Origin of the sequence: Stenotrophomonas sp. 364 (assembly GCF_009832905.1) — a bacterium.
Lineage (GTDB): Bacteria > Pseudomonadota > Gammaproteobacteria > Xanthomonadales > Xanthomonadaceae > Stenotrophomonas > Stenotrophomonas maltophilia_AP.
Genome location: NZ_CP047135.1, coordinates 3,673,664 through 3,692,402 on the forward strand (window position 1 = coordinate 3,673,664; position 18,739 = coordinate 3,692,402).

Genomic DNA, 18,739 nt, shown 5'->3' on the forward strand with positions numbered 1-18,739 from the left:
TGTGATGCGTTACAGGATGTAGCGGCTCAGGTCCGGGTCCTGCACCAGCTCGCCCAAGTGCGCATCCACGTACGCCTTGTCGATGCTGATGGTCTCGCCGTCGCGGTCCGGGGCCTCATAGCTGAGCGTGTCCAGCAGGCGCTCCAGCACCGTGTGCAGGCGGCGGGCGCCGATGTTCTCCTGGCGCTCGTTGACCTGGAACGCGATCTCCGCGAGACGGTCCACCGCGTCGTCGGTGAACTTCATCGACACGCCTTCGGTCTGCAGCAGCGCTTCGTACTGCTTGGTCAGCGCCGCCTTCGGCTCGGTCAGGATGCGCACGAAATCGTTCTTGCTCAGCGCGCCCAGTTCCACCCGGATCGGGAAACGACCCTGCAACTCCGGAATCAGATCGCTCGGCTTGGCCAGGTGGAACGCGCCGGAGGCAATGAACAGAATGTGGTCGGTCTTGATCGTGCCGTACTTGGTCGACACGTTCGAGCCTTCCACCAGCGGCAGCAGGTCGCGCTGCACGCCCTCGCGCGACACATCGCCGCCGCCCACGTTGTCACCGCGCTTGGCCACCTTGTCGATCTCGTCGATGAACACGATCCCGTGCTGCTCGCAGGCCTCGATCGCCGCGCTGCGGATGTCGTCTTCGTTGACCAGCTTGCCCGCCTCTTCCTCCACCAGCAGCGGCCGTGCCGCCTTGATGCTCAGCGTGCGCTTCTGCGCCTTCGCCCCGCCCATGCTCGAGAACATCTGGCGCAACTGCTGGCCCATTTCCTCCATGCCCGGCGGGGTCATGATGTCCATGCTCACGTTGGCCGACACTTCCAGCTCGATCTCGCGCTCGTCCAGCTCGCCGTTGCGCAGCATGCGCCGGAACTTGATGCGGGTTTCGTTGTCCTGCGCCGACGGCTCGTTGCGCGCGGCCTCGGCATCGAACCCGATGCCGGCGCTGCGGCGTGGCAGCAGCGCGTCCAGGATGCGGTCTTCGGCGCGCTCTTCAGCCTGCGTGCGCACGCGCACCTTGGCCTGCTCGCGGTACAGCTTCACCGCCGTGTCGGCCAGGTCGCGGATGATCTGCTCCACGTCCTTGCCCACATAGCCGACCTCGGTGAAACGGGTGGCTTCTACCTTGACGAACGGCGCGTTGGCTAGCGTGGCCAGGCGACGCGCGATCTCGGTCTTGCCGACGCCGGTGGGGCCGATCATCAGGATGTTCTTGGGCATCACTTCATTGCGCAGCTCGACCGGCAGCTGCATGCGGCGCCAGCGGTTGCGCAGCGCGATGGCCACCGCGCGCTTGGCGTCGTGCTGGCCCACGATGTGCCGGTCCAGTTCCTGCACGATCTCGCGCGGGGTCATGGTGGCGGAAGAGACTTCGATCTTGTGCGGCATGGGTGTGCTCACATGGAAAACGAGGGGGGCAATCGCGTAGTGCCGGGCTCTGCCCGGCAGATGGGGTCACGGTGCCGGGCAGAGCCCGGCGCTACGCCATGTAACGGTGGGAAGGTCATGTTGCCGGGCAGAGCCCGGCACTACGCGTTACAGCTCTTCCACCACCACGTTGCGATTGGTGTAGATGCAGATGTCGCCGGCGATGTTGATCGACTCGGTGGCGATGGTGCGGGCGTCCAGTTCGGTGTGGGCCATCAGCGCGCGGGCGGCCGACAACGCATAGGAACCGCCGGAGCCGATCGCGATGATCCCGTCTTCCGGCTCGATCACATCACCGGTGCCACTGATGATCAGCGAGGTGTCCTTGTCGGCGACGGCGAGCAGCGCTTCGAGCTTGCCCAGGCGGCGCTCGGTGCGCCAATCCTTGGCCAGTTCCACTGCGGCGCGCTGCAGCTGGCCGTGCTTTTCCAGCTTGGCCTCGAACAGCTCGAACAGGGTGAAGGCATCGGCGGCGGCACCAGCGAAACCGGCCAGCACCTGGCCCTCGCGACCCAGACGGCGCACCTTGCGGGCGTTGCCCTTCATCACCGTGTGGCCGAGCGTGACCTGACCATCGCCAGCGACGGCGACATGTCCGTTGCGCCGCACCGAGATGATGGTGGTGGCATGAAAAACGTTGGGGTTCTGACTGGGGTCCATGGAGCCTCCGGGGTGACAAAGACTGAGGTGGGGTCTATGCCCGACGCTTCAAGCCGCCCTGCCCTGCGCCCGGATGCCGCAGCGGATCGATTCAGCTTTCGTTGCTGCTCTTGCGCCGTTTCGCGCGCGGGTGCGCGGCGTCGTAGACCTTGGCCAGGTGCTGGAAATCCAGATGGGTATAGATCTGCGTGGTGGCGATATCGGCATGCCCGAGCAGCTCCTGCACGCCGCGCAGGTCGCCGGAGGACTCCAGGATGTGGCTGGCAAAACTGTGCCGCAGCATGTGCGGGTGCACATGCTTGAACAGGCCCTGGCGCTGGGCCAGCTGGCGGATGCGGATCTGGATGGCGCGCGGGGTGATCGGCCCGCCCTTGCGCCCGGGGAACACCGGCGCGGTCGCCGCACCGCCGCCTTCGGCCCGCCAGCCCTCCAGCGCGGTGCGTGCGTGGGAGCCGAACGGCACGCGCCGCTCGCGGTTGCCCTTGCCCAGCACGTTGACCAACCCGGTGGCGAAATCCAGGTCCCGCCAGATCAGCGCGCACAGCTCGCTCAGGCGTAAACCGGAGGAATAGAACAGTTCCAGCAGCGCGCGGTCGCGCAGGCCCAGCGGTCCATCGGTGGGCAGTTCCACCAGCTGCACGGCTTCATCGGCATCGAGCACCTGCGGCAGCTTGCGTGGCGCCTTCGGAGCCTTGAGCCCCGCGGCGGGGCTGGCCTCGATGCGGCGGTGCTTGAGCAGCCACGCATAGAAACTTCGGCACGCCGACAGGCGGCGCTGCAGCGACGTGGGCGAAAGCCCACGGCGGTGTTCGGCGGCGATGAACTGGCGCAACTGCTCGCCATCGAGCGACTCGATACGGGCGTCGTGATCGTTGGCCCAGCCGGTCAGGGCCTCCAGGTCGCGGCGGTAGGCGTCCAGGGTGTGCACCGACATGCGCCGCTCCACCTCCAGGTGCGAGAGGAATTCCGCAGCGACCCCCATGCCAGCGCCCACGTCGGCGTCAGTCGTGGGTGAAGCGGGCCAGACCGACCGCCAGCGCTTCGCCCATCATGCGCAGGAACAGCGTGCCCATGCCCGGATAGAAGCGGTTGGGGTCGTGGCTGCCCACGGCGATCAGGCCGACACCCGGCAGCGGCAGCAATGCGCTGGACTGGACCGTGTCGGCGAGTGCACCGTACAGCACGGTGTTCTTCTCGGCCTGCAGGCGGCCGCAGATCGGCTCGCCGTCCTTGAGGCAATCGCGGAACGACGCCAGCAGCGGGCTGTCGGCCGGGATGACCTGCAGCCACGGCGCCTGCTCCAGCCCGGCCACCGGCTGCAGCATCACCAGCCGCACCTTGTCGCCGGCGAAGTCCTCTTCCAGTGACGCGGCCATGGCCCGCAGCGTGTCGGCGGCCGTGGTCTGCTTCATCAGCGCCAGGGTCAGCTGGTGGGTGCGGACGGCCAGGCGCTCGTTGACCTGCGCGTTGGCGGCCAGGTCAGCCAGCCGTCGCGACAGCTCGCGGTTCTTGTCGCGCAGCACGTCCAGCTGGTAGCTGGCCAGCGATGCGGTCGGGCCGTCATCGCGCGGCACCACCATCGTGAGCGCCAGGTCCGGGAACTGCTTGAGGAACGCCGGGTGCCGCCGCAGCCAGGCGGCGACCTCGTGCGCACCGATCTTCTCGACCGTCTCGTTCATGCGTGCCACTCCCCTTCAAAGACGAAGGCTGCCGGGCCGGACATCACCACCTGGGCGTCGTCGGCCGGCCAGCGCAGGCGCAGCTCGCCGCCGGGCAGCGACAGCGTGGCGTCGCGCTCCAGCCGGCCACGCTGCATCATCACCACCGCCGCCGCGCACGCGCCGCTGCCGCAGGCCAGGGTTTCGCCCACGCCGCGTTCGTACACGCGCAGGCGCGCATGGCGGGGATCGACGACCTGCACGAAGCCGACATTCACCGACTGCGGGAAGGTGGCGTGCTGCTGCAGCAGGTTGCCCAGGCGCTCGACGGGGGCGGCATCGATCAGGCCCACTTCGATCACCGCATGCGGGTTGCCCATCGACACCGCGCCGAAGCGCACCGTGTCGCCCTGCAACGGCAGCAGGTATTCATCGCGCGCGCGGGCAAAGCCCAGCAGCGGCACCTGCGCCGGCTCGAAGCGCGGCACGCCCATCGCCACCGCGTACTGGTCGTTGCCCAGGCGTTCGATGGTGTGGGTGGCCAGCGGGCTGTCGATGGCGAAGCGGTCGCCGTCGGCTGCGCCATCGCGCACCAGCCAGGCGGCCACGCAGCGGGCGCCGTTACCGCACTGCTCGGACTGCGAGCCGTCGGCGTTCCAGATGCGGTAGGACGCCACCGAGCCTTCCGCACGCGGAGGTTCGATGGTGAGGATCTGGTCGCAACCCACGCCGGTGTGGCGGTCGGCCAGGCGCGCGGCCAGGGCCGGGGTGGGCGCGGGTGTACCGTCACGCAGGTCCAGGACGACGAAATCATTGCCGGCGCCGTGCATCTTGCTGAAGCGCAGCGCCGGGGAGGCGGCCTTAGTCATTACCGTCTTCGGACTTCAGCGGCGCGTCGACCGGATCGGGGACCACCGGCGGGTTCTCGGTGTCATCCACGGCAGCCGGCGTGGTCTCATCGACAGCCGGCTCGGCGATTTCTTCGACCGGCACCGGCTTCTGCGGCAGCACCAGCGGGCCTTTGTTGCCGCAGGCGGCAAGGAGAAGCAGCGAGGCCGCTGCCAACGGAATCAGGATTCGGTTGCGATGGGGGATGCTCATGGCCCGAGTATAGCCGTGGGCTCTTTGACCGAGGGTATCGATTCGATGAACACGGCCATGGGGGTGCCGGCTGCGGGTCGGCTGACCACGATGCCAGGGGTATGCGATTGCCGGCCAGCGGCCGGCAGCCCGTGCGTCCTTCAGTGCATGCGTGGATGCCGGCCAGCGGCCGGCACTACCGGGGTGGCAGGGGACGGCTCCACAGCCAGATCGCCACCGCCGCCATGCTGCCGATGGAGAACCACTTCACCCACGCGATCGGCACGCACCAGAGCATGATGCCGGCGCAGACCGCCATGGTCAGGGTGGCCATCCACTTGGCGTAGCGGCTGACCGCGCCGTGGGCCTGCCAGTTGCGGATGGAGGGGCCAAAACGCGGATGCTGCAGCAGCCAGGTGTGCAGGCGCTCCGAGCCGCGCGAGGCGGCCCAGGCCGAGATCAGGATGAACACGGTGGTGGGCAGGCCCGGCACGAAGATGCCGACGATGCCGGTGGCCAGGCTGGCATAGGCCAGCAGCCACCATGCCCAGCGGAACCGCACCGGCGGCCGCGTGGCGGGGGCATCGGCAACGTCGGGGCGTTCGGGCACGGTCATGTGCCCAGCATAGCGAGGCCGGACGACGACCGCGATGGTCGCCGTCCGGCGTGCGGGTTGCGGGCCGGTGTTACGGGGCGGCGGTCACGCCCAGCTGGTCAAGCACGAACGCATACGATTCGGCCAGCTCGTGGTAGCGCTGGAACCGCCCGGACTTGCCGCCGTGCCCGGCCTCCATGTTGGTGCGGAACACGATCGGATGGGTACCGGTGTTGTCATCGCGCAGCTTGGCCACCCACTTGGCCGGCTCCCAGTACTGCACCTGCGAATCCCACAGCCCGGTACCGACGAACAGCGCCGGGTAGGCCTGCTTCTTGACGTTGTCGTAGGGCGAGTAGCCGAGCATGTAATCGTAGTAGGCGCGCTGCTCCGGGTTGCCCCACTCGTCGTACTCGTTGGTGGTCAGCGGAATGCTGGCGTCGAGCATGGTGGTGACCACGTCCACGAACGGCACCTGCGCCACCATCACCCGGTAGTCCTGCGGGGCCTGGTTGGCCACCGCGCCCATCAACAGGCCGCCGGCGCTGCCGCCGGACGCGGCCACGCGGTCCTTGGACGCATACCCCAGCCGCACCAGTTCGCGGGTGACGTCGACGAAGTCGTTGAAGGTGTTCTGCTTCTTCAGCAGCTTGCCGTCCTCGTACCACGCACGGCCCATTTCCTCGCCGCCGCGGATGTGCGCGATGGCATAGACAACGCCGCGGTCGAGCAGGCTCACCACGGTCTGGTTGAAACCGGGGTCCATCGACATGCCGTAGCTGCCGTAGGCGTACTGGTACAACGCCGCGGTGCCGTCCTTCTTGAAGCCGTTGCGGTACACCAGCGACACCGGCACCCTGGCGCCGTCACGCGCGGTCACCCAGACCCGCTCGGTGGTGTACTTGGCCGGGTCGTAGCCGAGCACCGGCTGCTGCTTGAGCTGGCGGCGCTCACCGGTGACGGTGTTGAGCTCGTAGGTGGTGGTCGGGGTGGTCAGCGAGTTGTAGGCATAGCGCAGCCACGGGCTGTCCGGCTCGGGGTTGGCGGCCAGGCCCATGGAGTAGGCCGGCTCGTCGGCCTTGACGTAGTCCTGGCGGCCATCGGGGTACAGCAGGCGGATACGTTCCAGGCCATTGGAACGCTCGGCGATCGCACTGAAGCCGTCGAAAAGCTCGAACCCTTCCACCAGCACCGCATCGTCGTGCGCCACCCAGTCGGTCCACTGCGAGCGCGCGGTGGCATCGGTGGGCGCGGTGACGATCTTGAAGTTCTTCGCGCCCGCATCGTTGGTGCGGATCACCCAGCGGCCGTTGAAGTGGTCGGCGTCGTATTCCACATCGCGCGCACGCGGCGCCAGCAGGGTGAATGCCTGCGGATTGGCGGCCGGGGCGTAGCGGGTTTCCGAGCTGACCGTGCTGTGCAGTTCGATGGTGAGGAACTTGTCGTCGCGGGTGCGGCCGACGCCCATGTAGAAGCTGTCGTCCTTCTCTTCGTACACCAGCACGTCGCTGCTGGCCGGGGTGCCCAGCACGTGCTTCTTCACCCGCACGGTGAGCAGGGTGTCCGGATCGTTCTCGACGTAGAACAGCGTGCGGTTGTCGTCGGCCCAGACCACGTTGGGCGACACGTTCTCGATGCGGTCCGGCAGCACCTGGCCGGTCCGCAGGTCCTTGAAGCGGATCACGTACTGGCGGCGGCCGACATCGTCTTCGGCCCAGGCCAGCAGATGGTTGTCCTGGCTGACGTCGGCATCGCCGACATCGAAGAAGTTCTTGCCTTCGGCCATCACGTTGATGTCCAGCAGGATCTCTTCGGGCGCGTCCATGCTGCCCTTGCGGCGCGCCTGGATCGGGTAATCCTTGCCGGTTTCGTAGCGGGTGTAATACCAGTAGCCGCGATCACGCGCGGGCACGCTGGCGTCGTCCTGCTTGATGCGGGCGACGATTTCCTTGTACAGGGTGTCCTCGAGCGGCTTGAGCGGGGCCATCACCTGGTCGGTGTAGGCGTTTTCCGCATTCAGGTAGGCCAGCATCTTCGGATTTTCGCGCTTGTCGTCGCGCAGCCAGTAGTAGTCGTCGGTGCGGGTCGCACCGAACGGCGCCTTGACCGTGTGCGGCTGCTTCTCGGCGTCGGGCGGGGTGAGCGCGGGGGCGGCATGCACGTTGGAGGTCATCAGGCTGGCAACCAGTAAACAAAGGGCGGGTTTCACGAGATAAGGCTCCTTTCGGGGGAATGCAATGGCGTCCATGGTCGGCCCCAGTCTGGGCGGGCGTTGGGGCAGCGGCAAGCCTGCCGATGGTCACTGCACCTATCATCGGCAGCATGAGCCCCCCTACCCCCACGGCAGGCTACAGCCGCCGCAGCCAAGAAATCGAACCCTTCCACGTGATGTCGCTGCTGGCCCGCGCGCAGGCGCTGGAGCAGGCCGGGCATGACGTGATCCATCTGGAAATCGGCGAGCCGGACTTCACCACCGCCGCACCGATCGTGCAGGCCGGCCAGGCGGCCCTGGCCGCCGGCCACACCCGCTACACCGCCGCGCGCGGGCTGCCCGCGCTGCGCGAGGCCATCGCCGGGTTTTACCAGCAGCGTTACCAGCTGCAGATCGATCCCGAGCGCATCCTGGTCACGCCCGGCGGCTCGGGCGCGCTGCTGCTGGCCAGCAGCCTCCTCGTCGACCCGGCCAAGCACTGGCTGTTGGCCGACCCCGGCTACCCGTGCAACCGCCACTTCCTGCGCCTGGTCGAAGGCGCCGCGCAACTGGTGCCGGTGGGTCCGCAGACGGCCTACCAGCTCACCCCCGCGCTGATCGAGCGGCACTGGAACGCGGCCAGCGTGGGCGCGCTGGTGGCCTCGCCAGCCAACCCGACCGGCACGGTGCTCTCGGCGCCGCAGCTGGCCGGGTTGTCGCAGGCGCTGAAGGCGCGCGGGGGCCACCTGGTGGTGGATGAGATCTACCACGGCCTGACCTACGGCATGGACGCGGCCAGCGTGCTGCAGGTGGACGACGAGGCCTTCGTGCTCAACAGCTTCTCCAAGTACTACGGCATGACCGGTTGGCGGCTGGGCTGGCTGGTCGCCCCACCACAGGCGGTGCCGGACCTGGAGAAGCTGGCGCAGAACCTGTACATCAGCGCCTCCAGCATTGCCCAGCATGCCGCCCTGGCCTGCTTCACCCCGGAAAGCATGGCCATCTTCGAACACCGCCGCGCGGCCTTCCGCGAGCGCCGCGACTACCTGCTGCCGGCGCTGCGCGCCCTGGGCTTCCGCATCGAGGTGGAGCCCGAAGGCGCCTTCTACCTCTACTGCGACGTCAGCGCGTTCACCGATGACGCGCAGGCGTTCTGCGCGCACTTCCTGGAAACCCAGCACGTGGCCTTTACGCCGGGGCTGGATTTCGGACACTACCGCGCCAACGCGCACGTGCGACTGGCCTACACACAGGAAGTACCGCGCCTGGAAGAAGCGGTGGCTCGGATTGCGCGCGGGCTGGAGACGTGGGTGAGGTGAGGCGGTAGAAGCTTCAAAAGCTGCCTCGACTGCGGACGGTAGGGCTGGGTGGGGGTGTGTGGGTTCGCGGGGCACGCCGCAAGTACGTCCGTGTAGGCTCGTGCGCCGCATCCATGCGGCGCAACGGCCCCGTGAACCCACACACCCCCACCCCAGACAGTTGGCCGGTGCCCATGGAACAGCAACGCAACGCGGTAGAGCCGACCGTTGGTCGGCTGCTTCGCTGCTTTGCTGCGTTGCTTTCCGATGTCCGTTGCGAACCAGCGAACTGTCAGGGGTGGGCACGGGTGGGTTGGCGGTACCGTTGGGCGCCATGGGTCCGGCGCATGCGCCGGACGGGTTGGGCAGGACGCCCAACCCCGGTCTTGCCGTTTGTGCGGGACTGCACAAACGAGCAAGGCGCCCACGAGCCTCCATGCATGGATTCACGGCGTGTCCTGCCAACCCACCCGTGCCCGCCCCAGCCAGCAGACGCACGGACCCGCCGCCGTTGCAGTTGATCTGCAGTTGCGGTTGCCTTCCGCCTTGAAAACCCGCCGAAGGCGAAACAACCAAAAAAAACGCCACGCATTGCTGCGTGGCGCTGAAACTGGGGTGGAGCCAACCTGACGCCCCACCACCCGGAGGCGGACCGAAGATGCCTTCGGTATTTTCATGCGGCTACCGGGCCGATGGGCCATCCCAGCAGTCGAGCAACGCTCGACTCTACCGCAACTGCTCCCACAGGAAGCTGTAGGCCAATGCCGACATGTGCGCGGCCTGCGCATTGTTGGCCGCGCCGCCGTGCCCGCCTTCGATATTCTCGTAGTAGGTCACGTCCTTGCCGGCGTCGATCATCTTCGCAGCCATCTTCCGAGCATGGCCCGGATGCACCCGATCGTCACGCGTGGATGTCGTGAACAGCACCGGCGGGTAGGTCTTCTTCGCATCAAACAGGTGGTACGGCGAGAAGGTCTTGATGAACTCCCAATCGGCCGTGTCCGGGTTGCCGTATTCGGCCATCCAGGATGCGCCGGCCAACAGGTGGCTGTAGCGCTTCATGTCCAGCAGCGGCACCTGCACCACCACCGCCCCGAACAGCTCCGGGTACTGGGTGAGCATGTTGCCGGTGAGCAGGCCACCGTTGCTGCCGCCCTGCACGCCCAGGTGCTTGGCCGAGGTGATCTTGCGGCTGACCAGATCGCGGGCCACCGCCGCCATATCCTCATAGGCCTTGTGGCGGTTCTGCTTCAGCGCCGCCTGGTGCCAGCGCGGGCCGTACTCGCCACCGCCACGGATGTTGGCGACCACGTACACGCCGCCCTTCTCCAGCCAGGCGCGGCCCATGCCACCGGAGTAGCTCGGGGTCAGCGAGATCTCGAAGCCACCGTAGCCGTACAGCAGGGTCGGGTTGGAACCATCCCGCTTCATGTCCTTGGCATGCACCACGAAGTACGGCACGCGGGTGCCGTCCTTGCTGGTGGCGAAGTGCTGCTCGATCACCTTGCCCTCGGCATCGAAGAAGGCCGGCATGGTCTTGAGCACTTCCGGCTGCTTGCCGATCTCGGCAATGGCCAGCGTGGTCGGGGTGAGGTAATCGGTGACGGTCATCCACACCGCGTCGCTGTCATCGGCATCCACCGCACCTACGGCCACGGTGCCGAACGACGGCGCGCCGGTGAAGTCGCTCTTCTTCCAGCCGCTGTCGGTCGGGGTGAGTACGCTCAGGCGGCTCTTCACGTCGTCCAGCACGTTGAGCACCAGGTGGTTCTTCGTCCAGCTGCTGCCGGCCAGCGAGGTGGTCGCGGTGGGCGCGAACAGTACCTCGAAGTCACGCTTGCCGGCCAGGTAGTCGTCCAGCTTGGTGACCAGCAGCGAACCGGCGGTGTAGGTCTTGCCGCCCACCGTCCACGCATCGCGCAGCTCCAGGGTCAGCCACTGCTTGCGCAGACCCTTCTCGGCCGAGTTCGGCGCGTCGATCTTGGTCAGCGTGCCATCGTCGGCGCGCAGGTAGACCTCGTTGTTGTAGAAGGCCAACGTGCGGCTGACCAGGTTGCGCTCGTAGCCGGGTGTGTCGTCGTGCATGGCCGCGATGTACATGTCTTCGGGCTTGCCTTCGTACACCACGCTGGCACTCGCCATCGGCGTGCCGCGCTTCCACAGTTTGGCCACGCGCGGGTAGCCCGAGGTGGTCATCGTGCCGGTGCCGAAATCGGTGTAGACAAACACCGTGTCGCGGTCGATCCAGTTCAGCCCGCCCTTGGATTCGGGGCGGAAGAAACCGTCCTTGATCCATGTCTTGTTGGCCAGGTCGAATTCACGGGTGACATCGGCGTCGGCGCCGCCGCGCGACAGCGCGATCAGGCAACGCGAATAATCCGGGCGCAGGCAGTCAGCGCCGTGCCAGACCCAGTTCTCACCCTCGGCCTTGTTCAGGGCATCCAGGTCGAGCACGGTTTCCCAGGTCGGCGAGGCCTTGCGGTACTCGGCCAGCGTGGTGCGGCGCCACAGGCCGCGCTCGTGCTGCTTGTCCTTCCAGAAGTTGTAGTAGTAGTCACCGATCTTCTGCACGCCGGGAATCTTGGCGTCCGAATCGAGCACCTCGCGGATGCTGGCTTCCATCTGCTTGAAGGCCGGGGTCTGGGCCAGGCGGCCTTCCGACTTGGCGTTCTGCTGCTTGACCCAGTCCAGCGACTTCTCGCCGGTCACATCTTCGAGCCACGCGTACGGGTCGGCGGGGGTTTCAGCAGCCATGGCAGTACCTACCGCACCGGCGGTGATCAGGCCTGCCATCAGGCAGGCGGAAGCGATTTTGGACATTGCAGCTCCAGGCGGACATAAGCTCCGGACGCTATCACACCGCCCGGCCGGGGCTCCCGTGTCGAAGGTCAGGGCGCGCGACCCGGGCCGGAACGCGGGTGCGGCGGCGGGCCTGCGGGCCACGGCGACGGCCACTGCGGCGGCGCAGCAGTGCCTTCGGCAGGCGGAACCGGTACAGGCTCCACCAGGCCAGCCACGGCATGCCCACCAGCCACAGGGGCAGCCAGCCCAGCCATTCGCTGCTGCCGCGGGCCGCCGGCCACACCAGCACCAAGGCCAGCCCGGCCAGGGCGGCCTGCCGGACTCCGCGCAGTACCTGCGGATCGGGCGCGCTGGCCGGGGGCGCGGACGCCTGTGAACGCGGGGAATGACGCGACGACGACAAGGGCATGACATGACTCCGTGCGAAAGTGATGCGTCACCTTGCCGTGCCACCATCTCACCGGCTGCGACCTGTTGCCGCAACCGGCACGGCAAGCGTGAACGCCACCATTGACGTTCTCCGCCGTCCCACCCACCATGCCCGTGCCAGCCACTGGAGCCTTCTGCCGCATGTCTCTGAACCGCCCGCTTCGCGCTGTCCTGTTGCTGTCGACGCTGTCGCTGCTGTCCGCCTGCGCCTTCCGCCACGAGGCCAAGCCGAGCCCGGCACCGCTGGCCACCGAAGTGACGGGCGCGCCCATCGACCTGCAGAAGTTCATGGGCACCTGGTATGTCATAGGCCGGGTGCCCAACCCGATCGAACGCGGCCATGTGGCCAGCGTCAACGAGTTCAGCCTGCGCGGCGACCAGAAGGTGTCCATCACCTATCGATACCGCAACGGGTTCTCCGAACCGCTCCAGCAGCTGACCGTGCGCGCCTCGGTGGACGAGGAGAGCGGCAACCACAACTGGCGCACCTGGTTCTACAAGATCGTGCCGACGCACACCCGCGTGCTGGAAGTAGCGCCGGACTATTCGTGGGCGATGCTGGGCTATCCCGGCCGCGAGATGGCCTGGATCTTCGCGCGCCAGCCGGACATGGACAAAGAGCTCTACAAGGAACTGGCCACTCGCCTGCGCGACGAGTACGGGGTCAACACCGACAAGCTCAAGCGCGTGCCGCAGCATCCCGAGCAGGTGGACCGGCTGGGGTATGAGGTGCCGAACGTGCGGTAAGCGTGGTGTACCGACCAACGGTCGGTACCTACCGGTCATTTCCGGCTGTAGTGCGAGACCAGCCAGTCGCCCAGCATCTGCAGGATCTGCACCAGCACCAGCAGCAGCACCACGGTGACCAGGGCCACGTCGGTGTGCGAGCGCTGGTAGCCGTCGCGGAAGGCCAAATCGCCCAGGCCGCCGGAACCGATGGCACCGCCCATCGCGGTGAAGCCGATCAGCGCAATCACCGTGACCGTGGCACCGGCGATCAGACCCGGCCGCGCTTCGGGCAGCAACACCCGGGTGACCAGCTGCCAGGTGGTGGCACCCATCGACTGGCTGGCTTCGATCACACCCCGGTCCACTTCGCGCAGCGCGGTTTCCACCAGCCGCGCGTAGAACGGCGCCGCGCCGATCACCAGCGGCACGATCGCACCCCGCACGCCCAGGGAGGTGCCCATCATCCACAAGGTGAGCGGGATCAGCACGATCATCAGGATGATGAAAGGCACCGACCGCAGCAGGTTCACCAGCACCGCCAGCGCGCCGTACAGCACCGGCTTGCGGTGCAGCTGCGGCGAGCCGGTCAGGAACAGCAGCACGCCCAGCGGCAGGCCGATCAGCAGGGTCAGCGGCAGCGAGCCACCGAGCATCAACAGGGTATCCAGCGTGGCCTGGCCGATGTCGGCCCACTTGCCCGCGTCGAGGTGGCGGAAGAAACCGCCTGCGGTAGCCAGGATCATCGACGCAGCTCCTCAAGGTGGACACCGGCGGCCACGAAGCCGGCCTGCGCGGCCTGCACGTCGCCGCCCACCAGCGAGACCGTCAGCTGGCCGTAGGGGGTGTCCTTGATCCGGTCGATACGGCCGGACAGAATGTTGTAGTCCACGCCGGTTTCGCGCGCGATGCGGCCCAGCAGCGGTTCGTAGGTGTCGGCGCCGAGGAAGGTCAGGCGCACGATGCGCCCGGCGACCGCCTCGAAATCCTTGTGCAGTTCGCCCTCGTCCACCTGCTCCGATTCGCTCACGAAGCGGCGCGTGGTCGGGTGCTGCGGGTGCAGGAACACCTCGGTGACCGGGCCGGTTTCCACCAGGTGGCCGGCATCGAGCACGGCCACGCGGTCGCAGACCCGGCGGATCACGTCCATCTCGTGGGTGATCAGCACGATGGTCAGGCCAAGTTCGCGGTTGATCCTGCCCAGCAGCTTCAATACCGAGGCGGTGGTCTGCGGGTCCAGCGCGCTGGTGGCCTCGTCGCACAGCAGGATCTGCGGGCGGGTGGCCAGGGCGCGGGCGATACCGACGCGCTGCTTCTGGCCACCGGACAGCTGCGCCGGGTACTTGGTCGCGTGTGCTTCCAGGCCCACGGTATGCAGCAGTTCGTCCACGCGCGCGTCGATCTCGGCGCGCGGGGTGCCGGCCAGCTCCAGCGGGAAGGCGACGTTGGCCGCCACCGTGCGCGAGGACAGCAGGTTGAAGTGCTGGAAGATCATGCCAATCTTCCGGCGCAGCGCGCGCAGGCCGTCGGCATCGAGCGCGGTCACGTCTTCGCCGCCGATCAGCAGGCGGCCGCCGGTGGGCTCCTCGAGCCGGTTGATCAGGCGGATCAGGGTCGACTTGCCTGCCCCGGAGTGGCCGATGATGCCGAATACCTCGCCGGCCTCGATGGTCAGGTCCAGCGGCTGCAGCGCGGCGATCGCGCGGCCGCCGACGGCATAGGATTTGTGCAGGCGCTGGAACTCGATCACTTCGCGGTCAACCGGGCATCGACGGGAGGGGGCGTGCAGCCTACCAGCGCAGGGCGGCCCTGGCCCGCATGGCTGTGCGGAATGATATTCCGTTTGGTTCTAAGCCGGCGTGATCGGGCCCGCGACGGCCCTGCCCGGCTCAGGGATGGTCCAGCGGCGCGGGCGCCTGAACCTGGCGGACCCGCTCCCGGTGCAGCAGGTACAGGCCGGAGGCGACAATGATCGCCGCGCCCAGCCAGGTGAAACGGTCCGGCAGCGCGCCCCAGAACAGCAGGTCCCAGCCGATCACCCAGACCAGCCCGGTGTACTCCAGTGGCGCGATCAGCGAGGCCTCGCCCAGCTGGAACGCGCGGGTCAGGGCCACCTGCCCCCCGGCCCCGGCCAGGCCCATGCCGGCGATCAGCGCGGCGTGGCCCAGCTGCAGCGGCTGCCAGTCGGGGAGGGCCAGCAGGCCCGCGCCCACCGCCATGATCACCAGGAACCAGACCACCATCGACTGCGGGGTATCGGTGCGGGTGAGCATGCTGACCGTGATGGCGGCCACGGCATAGGCGGTGGCGGCCAACAGCACCATCAGGCCCGGCACCGAGATGAAGCCGCCCACACCGGGCCGCAACACCACCAGCACCCCGATCAGGCCGATGCCGATGGCGATCCAGCGGCGCGGGCCGACGTGTTCGCCCAGCAGCGGCACCGACAACGCGGCGATCAGCAGCGGGGCCACGAAGTAGATGGTGTAGGCGGTGGACAGCGGCAGGCTGCGCAGGGCATAGACGAAGCAGCCGATCATCGCCATGCCCAGCGCCCCGCGCAGCAGGTGCAGGGCCCAGCGTTTGGGCACCAGCGAGCGCGGGCCGGCGGTGGCCAGCACCCAGACCAGCACGAACGGCAGCGAGGCCGCGCCGCGCAGGAAGGTCACCTGCAGGGTGGGATAGCTGCTGGCGAGCTGCTTCATGCCGGCGTCCATCAGCGAGAAGCAGGCCACGGCCATCAGCATCCAGGCGACGGCGCGGGAGGGGGATTTCTGGGTGATCATGGCCCATTATCGCCGCGATGGGCGGGCCGTCCATGCCGGGGTGGTTAGAATGACGGCATTCACCCGTTGGAGTTTCCCCATGCCTTCCTTTGACGTCGTTTCCGAAGTCAACACCCACGAACTGACCAACGCGGTCGACCAGGCCAACCGCGAGCTGTCCACCCGCTTCGACTTCAAGGGCGTGGAGGCCAAGTTCGTGCTGGAAGACAGCGTGATCAGCCAGTCCGCGCCGAGCGATTTCCAGCTGCAGCAGATGACCGACATCCTGCGTGCGCGCCTGATCGCGCGCGGCATCGATGTGCGCTGCCTGGAGTTTGGCGACGTCGAGACCAACCTGGCCGGTGCACGCCAGAAGGTGACGGTCAAGCAGGGCATTGAACAGAAGGTCGCCAAGCAGATCGCGGCGAAGTTGAAGGAAGGCAAGTTGAAGGTGGACAGCCAGATCAACGGCGACAAGCTGCGCGTCAACGGCAAGAAGCGCGACGACCTGCAGGACGCGATCGCGCTGTTGAAGAAGGAGACCTTCGAGGTCCCGTTGCAGTTCGACAACTTCCGCGATTGATCGCACGCCGGTCGCCCACGTAACGCCGGACGGTACTGCCGGCCGCTGGCCGGCAACCACGCAAACCCCGAACGCGCACGGATACTGCCGGCCGCTGGCCGGCAACACCGCGTCCTTACCCGCGTAGGTGCCGGTACAACGTCGTCCGCGAAATCCCCAGCTGCCGCGCCGCCGCCGCAATATTGCCGTGGTGCGCGGCCACCGCCTCGCGCACGCCCTGCGCGTTGAGCGCACGCAGCGACGGCGCCCCCGCCTGGCCCGCCGCAGCCTCACTCCGCACGCCTGCGCGCGCCGCCAACGGCCCACGCAGGTACTGCACATACACCGCCGTGTCTTCGCCGATACGTACCCGGTGCGCAGGCCCGGTCTGCAGCAACCGTCGCCGCTGGTGCACGCTGGCGCCGGCGAACAGGCCCTCCAGTGCAATCAGCGGCAACGGCCCGCGCCGGGGCAGGCCGAACAAGCGGCGTGCCACCCGGTTGGCCGCACGTACCCGGCCGTCTTCCTCGACCGCCAGCAACCCCTGCAACGGCGACTGCAGCCAGCGCGCATCGTGCTGCACGGCCAGCAAGTGGCAGGGCCGGTGTTCGACCATCAGCCGGTTTTCGGTCGACAGCGCCGCCTGGCGGAAATACCCGTGCAGCAGTTCGGCATCGCGATCGCCGGTGCCGGTGATGTCCAGCGCGCCCAGCACTTCGCCATCGAGCCCATGCAGCGGCACGCTCAGGCAGAACACCGCGGCGAAACGGTCCAGATAGTGCTCGTTGCCGCGTACCAGCGCGGGCGCGTCGTCGGCCAGGCTGCAGGCCGGCGCGGTGGTGCCGATGTCGATCTCGCGCAGCCGCCGGCCCACCTGGATCGGTCGCAACACCGGCACATCGGCCAGACCATGCTCGCGCTGGGCCACGATCATGCCCTCGGCATTGACGCAGAACAGCGTCCACTGGCGGCCACCGAAGGCGGCCCAGAGATGGTCGAGGTCATCGCGCACGCAGCGCGCCAGCCGGCGGTCGGCCGGGTCGTCCAGGCGTGGCCCGGAGGCGGCCAACGGGGCGTAATGCGGTTCCTGGCGCGGCTGCACGCCGGCCAGCCGCGAGCGCTCCCAGGAGCGCTGCACGGATGGGGCCAGCAACGACTCGGCCAGCGCCCCGCCGTCGGCGAAACGCTGGCGCGCCGCTGCCAATGCCTGTTGCTGCTCCAGCTGCATGCCGCCCATGGGATCCTCCAAACCGGATCTGGAGCGTACACCCGCGAAGCTGACTGACTGCACTGTCGCAGGCCACACGACCTGCGACGGTGTGTTTCAGCGTGCTGCCGGCCAGCGGCCGGCACTACCACAGGGTCATCAACGGCCTTCGACGGTGCGTTTCATCGTGCTGCCGGCCAGCGGCCGGCACTACCCGATGGTCAGGATCGGCTTGAGCGTGATGCCGCGGGTGCTGTCTTCGGCGGCCTGGTTGATCTGGTCCAGCGGGTAGAACTTCACCAGCTTGTCGAACGGGAAGCGGCCCTGCTGGTACAGCTGCACCAGCTGCGGGATGAACACCTTGGGCACGCTGTCGCCTTCGACGATGCCGCGGATGCTACGCCCGCCCAGCAGCAGGTTGTTGACGTCAAACTCGGCCTTGGTGCCCAGCTTCGGCGCGCCCACCACGCCGATCACGCCACGCCCGCCCAGCGCCTCGATGCCCTGCGCGAGCACCTCGGGGCGGCCGGTGGATTCCAGTGCGAAGGTGGCCCCTCCCCCGGTGATCTCCCGCACCGCTTCGACCACATCAACGTCACGGCTGTTGATGACATGGGTGGCGCCCAGCTCCTTGGCCAGTTCCAGGCGCGACGGCACCACATCGATGGCAATGATGGTGGTGGCACCCGCCACACGCGCGGCCATCACCGCGCTCAGGCCCACCGCGCCCGCGCCGAAGCTGGCAAAGCTGCTGCCGGCAGTGACCTTGAGCGAGTTGATCACCGCACCGGCACCGGTCTGGATACCGCAGCCCAACGGACCCAGCAGTTCGATCGGGGCGTCGTCGGGCACCTTGATCGCGTTGTTCTCGCGGCTCAACGCATACGTGGCGAACGAAGACTGCGCGAAGAAATGATCGTGCAGCGGGTTGCCGTCCGGGTCCTGGATGGCGGTGCTGCCGTCCAGCGCACCGCCACCGAAGTTCAGGCCGAAGAAATCCTTGCAGTAGGCGCCATGCCCGCCGCTGCACGGATTGCAGTGGCCGCAGGCGCCGTAGGTGAGCACCACGTGGTCGCCCACCTTGAGGTCTTTCACGCCCGGGCCGAGCGCTTCGACAATGCCGGCACCCTCATGCCCGAGCACCGCCGGCAGCGGCACCGGATAGTACTGGTCACGCACGATCAGGTCGGTATGGCACAGGCCGGTGGCGATCACGCGCACCAGCACTTCGTCATCCTGCGGGGCGCGGATGCGCGCCGGTTCGATGGTGAAAGGCTGTTCTTTTTCGCGCACCACGGCCACGGTGATGTCGCGCAGTTCTGCTGTAGCGGTCATGCTCGTTTC

The 18,739-nt window shown here is 67.8% G+C and carries 18 protein-coding genes; 3 read left to right on the plus strand and 15 right to left on the minus strand.

Features of this window, described 5'->3' with window-relative positions:
- Positions 1-9 precede the first annotated feature (9 nt).
- The 8 genes from hslU to GQ674_RS16540 all read right to left on the minus strand — a co-directional run bounded on the left by hslU (position 10) and on the right by GQ674_RS16540 (position 7,624).
- Complete coding sequence (hslU, locus tag GQ674_RS16505) at positions 10-1,383, minus strand: ATP-dependent protease ATPase subunit HslU (protein WP_159497938.1); 1,374 nt, start codon at positions 1,381-1,383, stop codon at positions 10-12.
- 147 nt (positions 1,384-1,530) lie between these two features.
- Complete coding sequence (gene hslV / locus GQ674_RS16510) at positions 1,531-2,082, minus strand: ATP-dependent protease subunit HslV (protein WP_019183676.1); 552 nt, start codon at positions 2,080-2,082, stop codon at positions 1,531-1,533.
- Between the two features lie 91 nt (positions 2,083-2,173).
- Positions 2,174-3,064, minus strand: coding sequence for a tyrosine recombinase XerC (gene xerC, locus GQ674_RS16515; RefSeq protein WP_159497939.1), 891 nt, complete (start codon positions 3,062-3,064; stop codon positions 2,174-2,176).
- A 19-nt stretch (positions 3,065-3,083) separates the two neighbouring features.
- Entirely contained in the window at positions 3,084-3,761 is a 678-nt protein-coding gene (locus GQ674_RS16520) for a DUF484 family protein (RefSeq protein ID WP_128096216.1), read from the minus strand.
- Complete coding sequence (dapF, locus tag GQ674_RS16525) at positions 3,758-4,609, minus strand: diaminopimelate epimerase (protein WP_159497940.1); 852 nt, start codon at positions 4,607-4,609, stop codon at positions 3,758-3,760. The genes GQ674_RS16520 and dapF overlap by 4 nt, the downstream gene beginning before the upstream one ends.
- The gene (locus tag GQ674_RS16530; RefSeq protein ID WP_159497941.1) at positions 4,602-4,841 is read right to left on the minus strand and encodes a lipoprotein; all 240 of its coding nucleotides are present in this window, start codon (positions 4,839-4,841) and stop codon (positions 4,602-4,604) included. Before GQ674_RS16530 ends, dapF begins: the two co-directional genes overlap by 8 nt.
- 175 nt (positions 4,842-5,016) lie before the next feature.
- A complete protein-coding gene (locus GQ674_RS16535; protein WP_038686160.1) occupies positions 5,017-5,436 on the minus strand; it encodes a YbaN family protein in 420 nt (139 codons plus the stop codon).
- A gap of 70 nt (positions 5,437-5,506) precedes the next feature.
- Positions 5,507-7,624, minus strand: a complete 2,118-nt coding sequence (locus tag GQ674_RS16540; RefSeq protein ID WP_159497942.1) for a S9 family peptidase — start codon at positions 7,622-7,624, stop codon at positions 5,507-5,509.
- Positions 7,625-7,737: 113 nt separating this feature from the next.
- Here GQ674_RS16540 and GQ674_RS16545 point away from each other — a divergent pair, with 113 nt between their 5' ends.
- The gene (locus GQ674_RS16545; protein WP_159497943.1) at positions 7,738-8,925 is read left to right on the plus strand and encodes a pyridoxal phosphate-dependent aminotransferase; all 1,188 of its coding nucleotides are present in this window, start codon (positions 7,738-7,740) and stop codon (positions 8,923-8,925) included.
- A 705-nt stretch (positions 8,926-9,630) separates the two neighbouring features.
- Here the strand turns inward: GQ674_RS16545 and GQ674_RS16550 are convergent.
- Both GQ674_RS16550 and GQ674_RS16555 read right to left on the minus strand, forming a co-directional pair.
- Positions 9,631-11,724 (minus strand): prolyl oligopeptidase family serine peptidase, encoded by a 2,094-nt coding sequence (locus tag GQ674_RS16550; protein ID WP_159497944.1) that lies wholly within the window; start codon positions 11,722-11,724, stop codon positions 9,631-9,633.
- A gap of 34 nt (positions 11,725-11,758) precedes the next feature.
- Positions 11,759-12,109: a hypothetical protein gene (locus GQ674_RS16555; RefSeq protein WP_159499516.1), complete on the minus strand. Its 351-nt coding sequence runs from the start codon at positions 12,107-12,109 to the stop codon at positions 11,759-11,761.
- Between the two features lie 167 nt (positions 12,110-12,276).
- Between GQ674_RS16555 and GQ674_RS16560 the strand changes: the two genes are divergently transcribed.
- The gene (locus tag GQ674_RS16560; protein WP_159497945.1) at positions 12,277-12,882 is read left to right on the plus strand and encodes a lipocalin family protein; all 606 of its coding nucleotides are present in this window, start codon (positions 12,277-12,279) and stop codon (positions 12,880-12,882) included.
- Between the two features lie 35 nt (positions 12,883-12,917).
- Here GQ674_RS16560 and GQ674_RS16565 read toward each other — a convergent pair whose 3' ends face one another.
- The 3 genes from GQ674_RS16565 to GQ674_RS16575 all read right to left on the minus strand — a co-directional run bounded on the left by GQ674_RS16565 (position 12,918) and on the right by GQ674_RS16575 (position 15,647).
- Positions 12,918-13,607, minus strand: coding sequence for a methionine ABC transporter permease (locus tag GQ674_RS16565; protein WP_128097937.1), 690 nt, complete (start codon positions 13,605-13,607; stop codon positions 12,918-12,920).
- Positions 13,604-14,611 (minus strand): methionine ABC transporter ATP-binding protein, encoded by a 1,008-nt coding sequence (locus GQ674_RS16570; RefSeq protein WP_128097936.1) that lies wholly within the window; start codon positions 14,609-14,611, stop codon positions 13,604-13,606. The genes GQ674_RS16565 and GQ674_RS16570 overlap by 4 nt, the downstream gene beginning before the upstream one ends.
- A 139-nt stretch (positions 14,612-14,750) precedes the next feature.
- The gene (locus GQ674_RS16575; protein WP_128097935.1) at positions 14,751-15,647 is read right to left on the minus strand and encodes a DMT family transporter; all 897 of its coding nucleotides are present in this window, start codon (positions 15,645-15,647) and stop codon (positions 14,751-14,753) included.
- A gap of 79 nt (positions 15,648-15,726) precedes the next feature.
- On the opposite strand from GQ674_RS16575, the gene GQ674_RS16580 reads away from it, so the two are divergent.
- The gene (locus GQ674_RS16580) at positions 15,727-16,209 is read left to right on the plus strand and encodes a YajQ family cyclic di-GMP-binding protein (protein WP_038686143.1); all 483 of its coding nucleotides are present in this window, start codon (positions 15,727-15,729) and stop codon (positions 16,207-16,209) included.
- A gap of 115 nt (positions 16,210-16,324) precedes the next feature.
- On the opposite strand, the gene GQ674_RS16585 is transcribed toward GQ674_RS16580, so the two are convergent.
- Both GQ674_RS16585 and GQ674_RS16590 read right to left on the minus strand, forming a co-directional pair.
- Positions 16,325-17,425 carry a helix-turn-helix domain-containing protein gene (locus tag GQ674_RS16585; RefSeq protein ID WP_159497946.1) on the minus strand — a complete coding sequence of 367 codons (1,101 nt, stop codon included), beginning with the start codon at positions 17,423-17,425 and terminating at the stop codon, positions 16,325-16,327.
- A gap of 180 nt (positions 17,426-17,605) precedes the next feature.
- Positions 17,606-18,730, minus strand: coding sequence for an NAD(P)-dependent alcohol dehydrogenase (locus tag GQ674_RS16590; protein ID WP_159497947.1), 1,125 nt, complete (start codon positions 18,728-18,730; stop codon positions 17,606-17,608).
- Between the last annotated feature and the right edge of the window lie 9 nt (positions 18,731-18,739).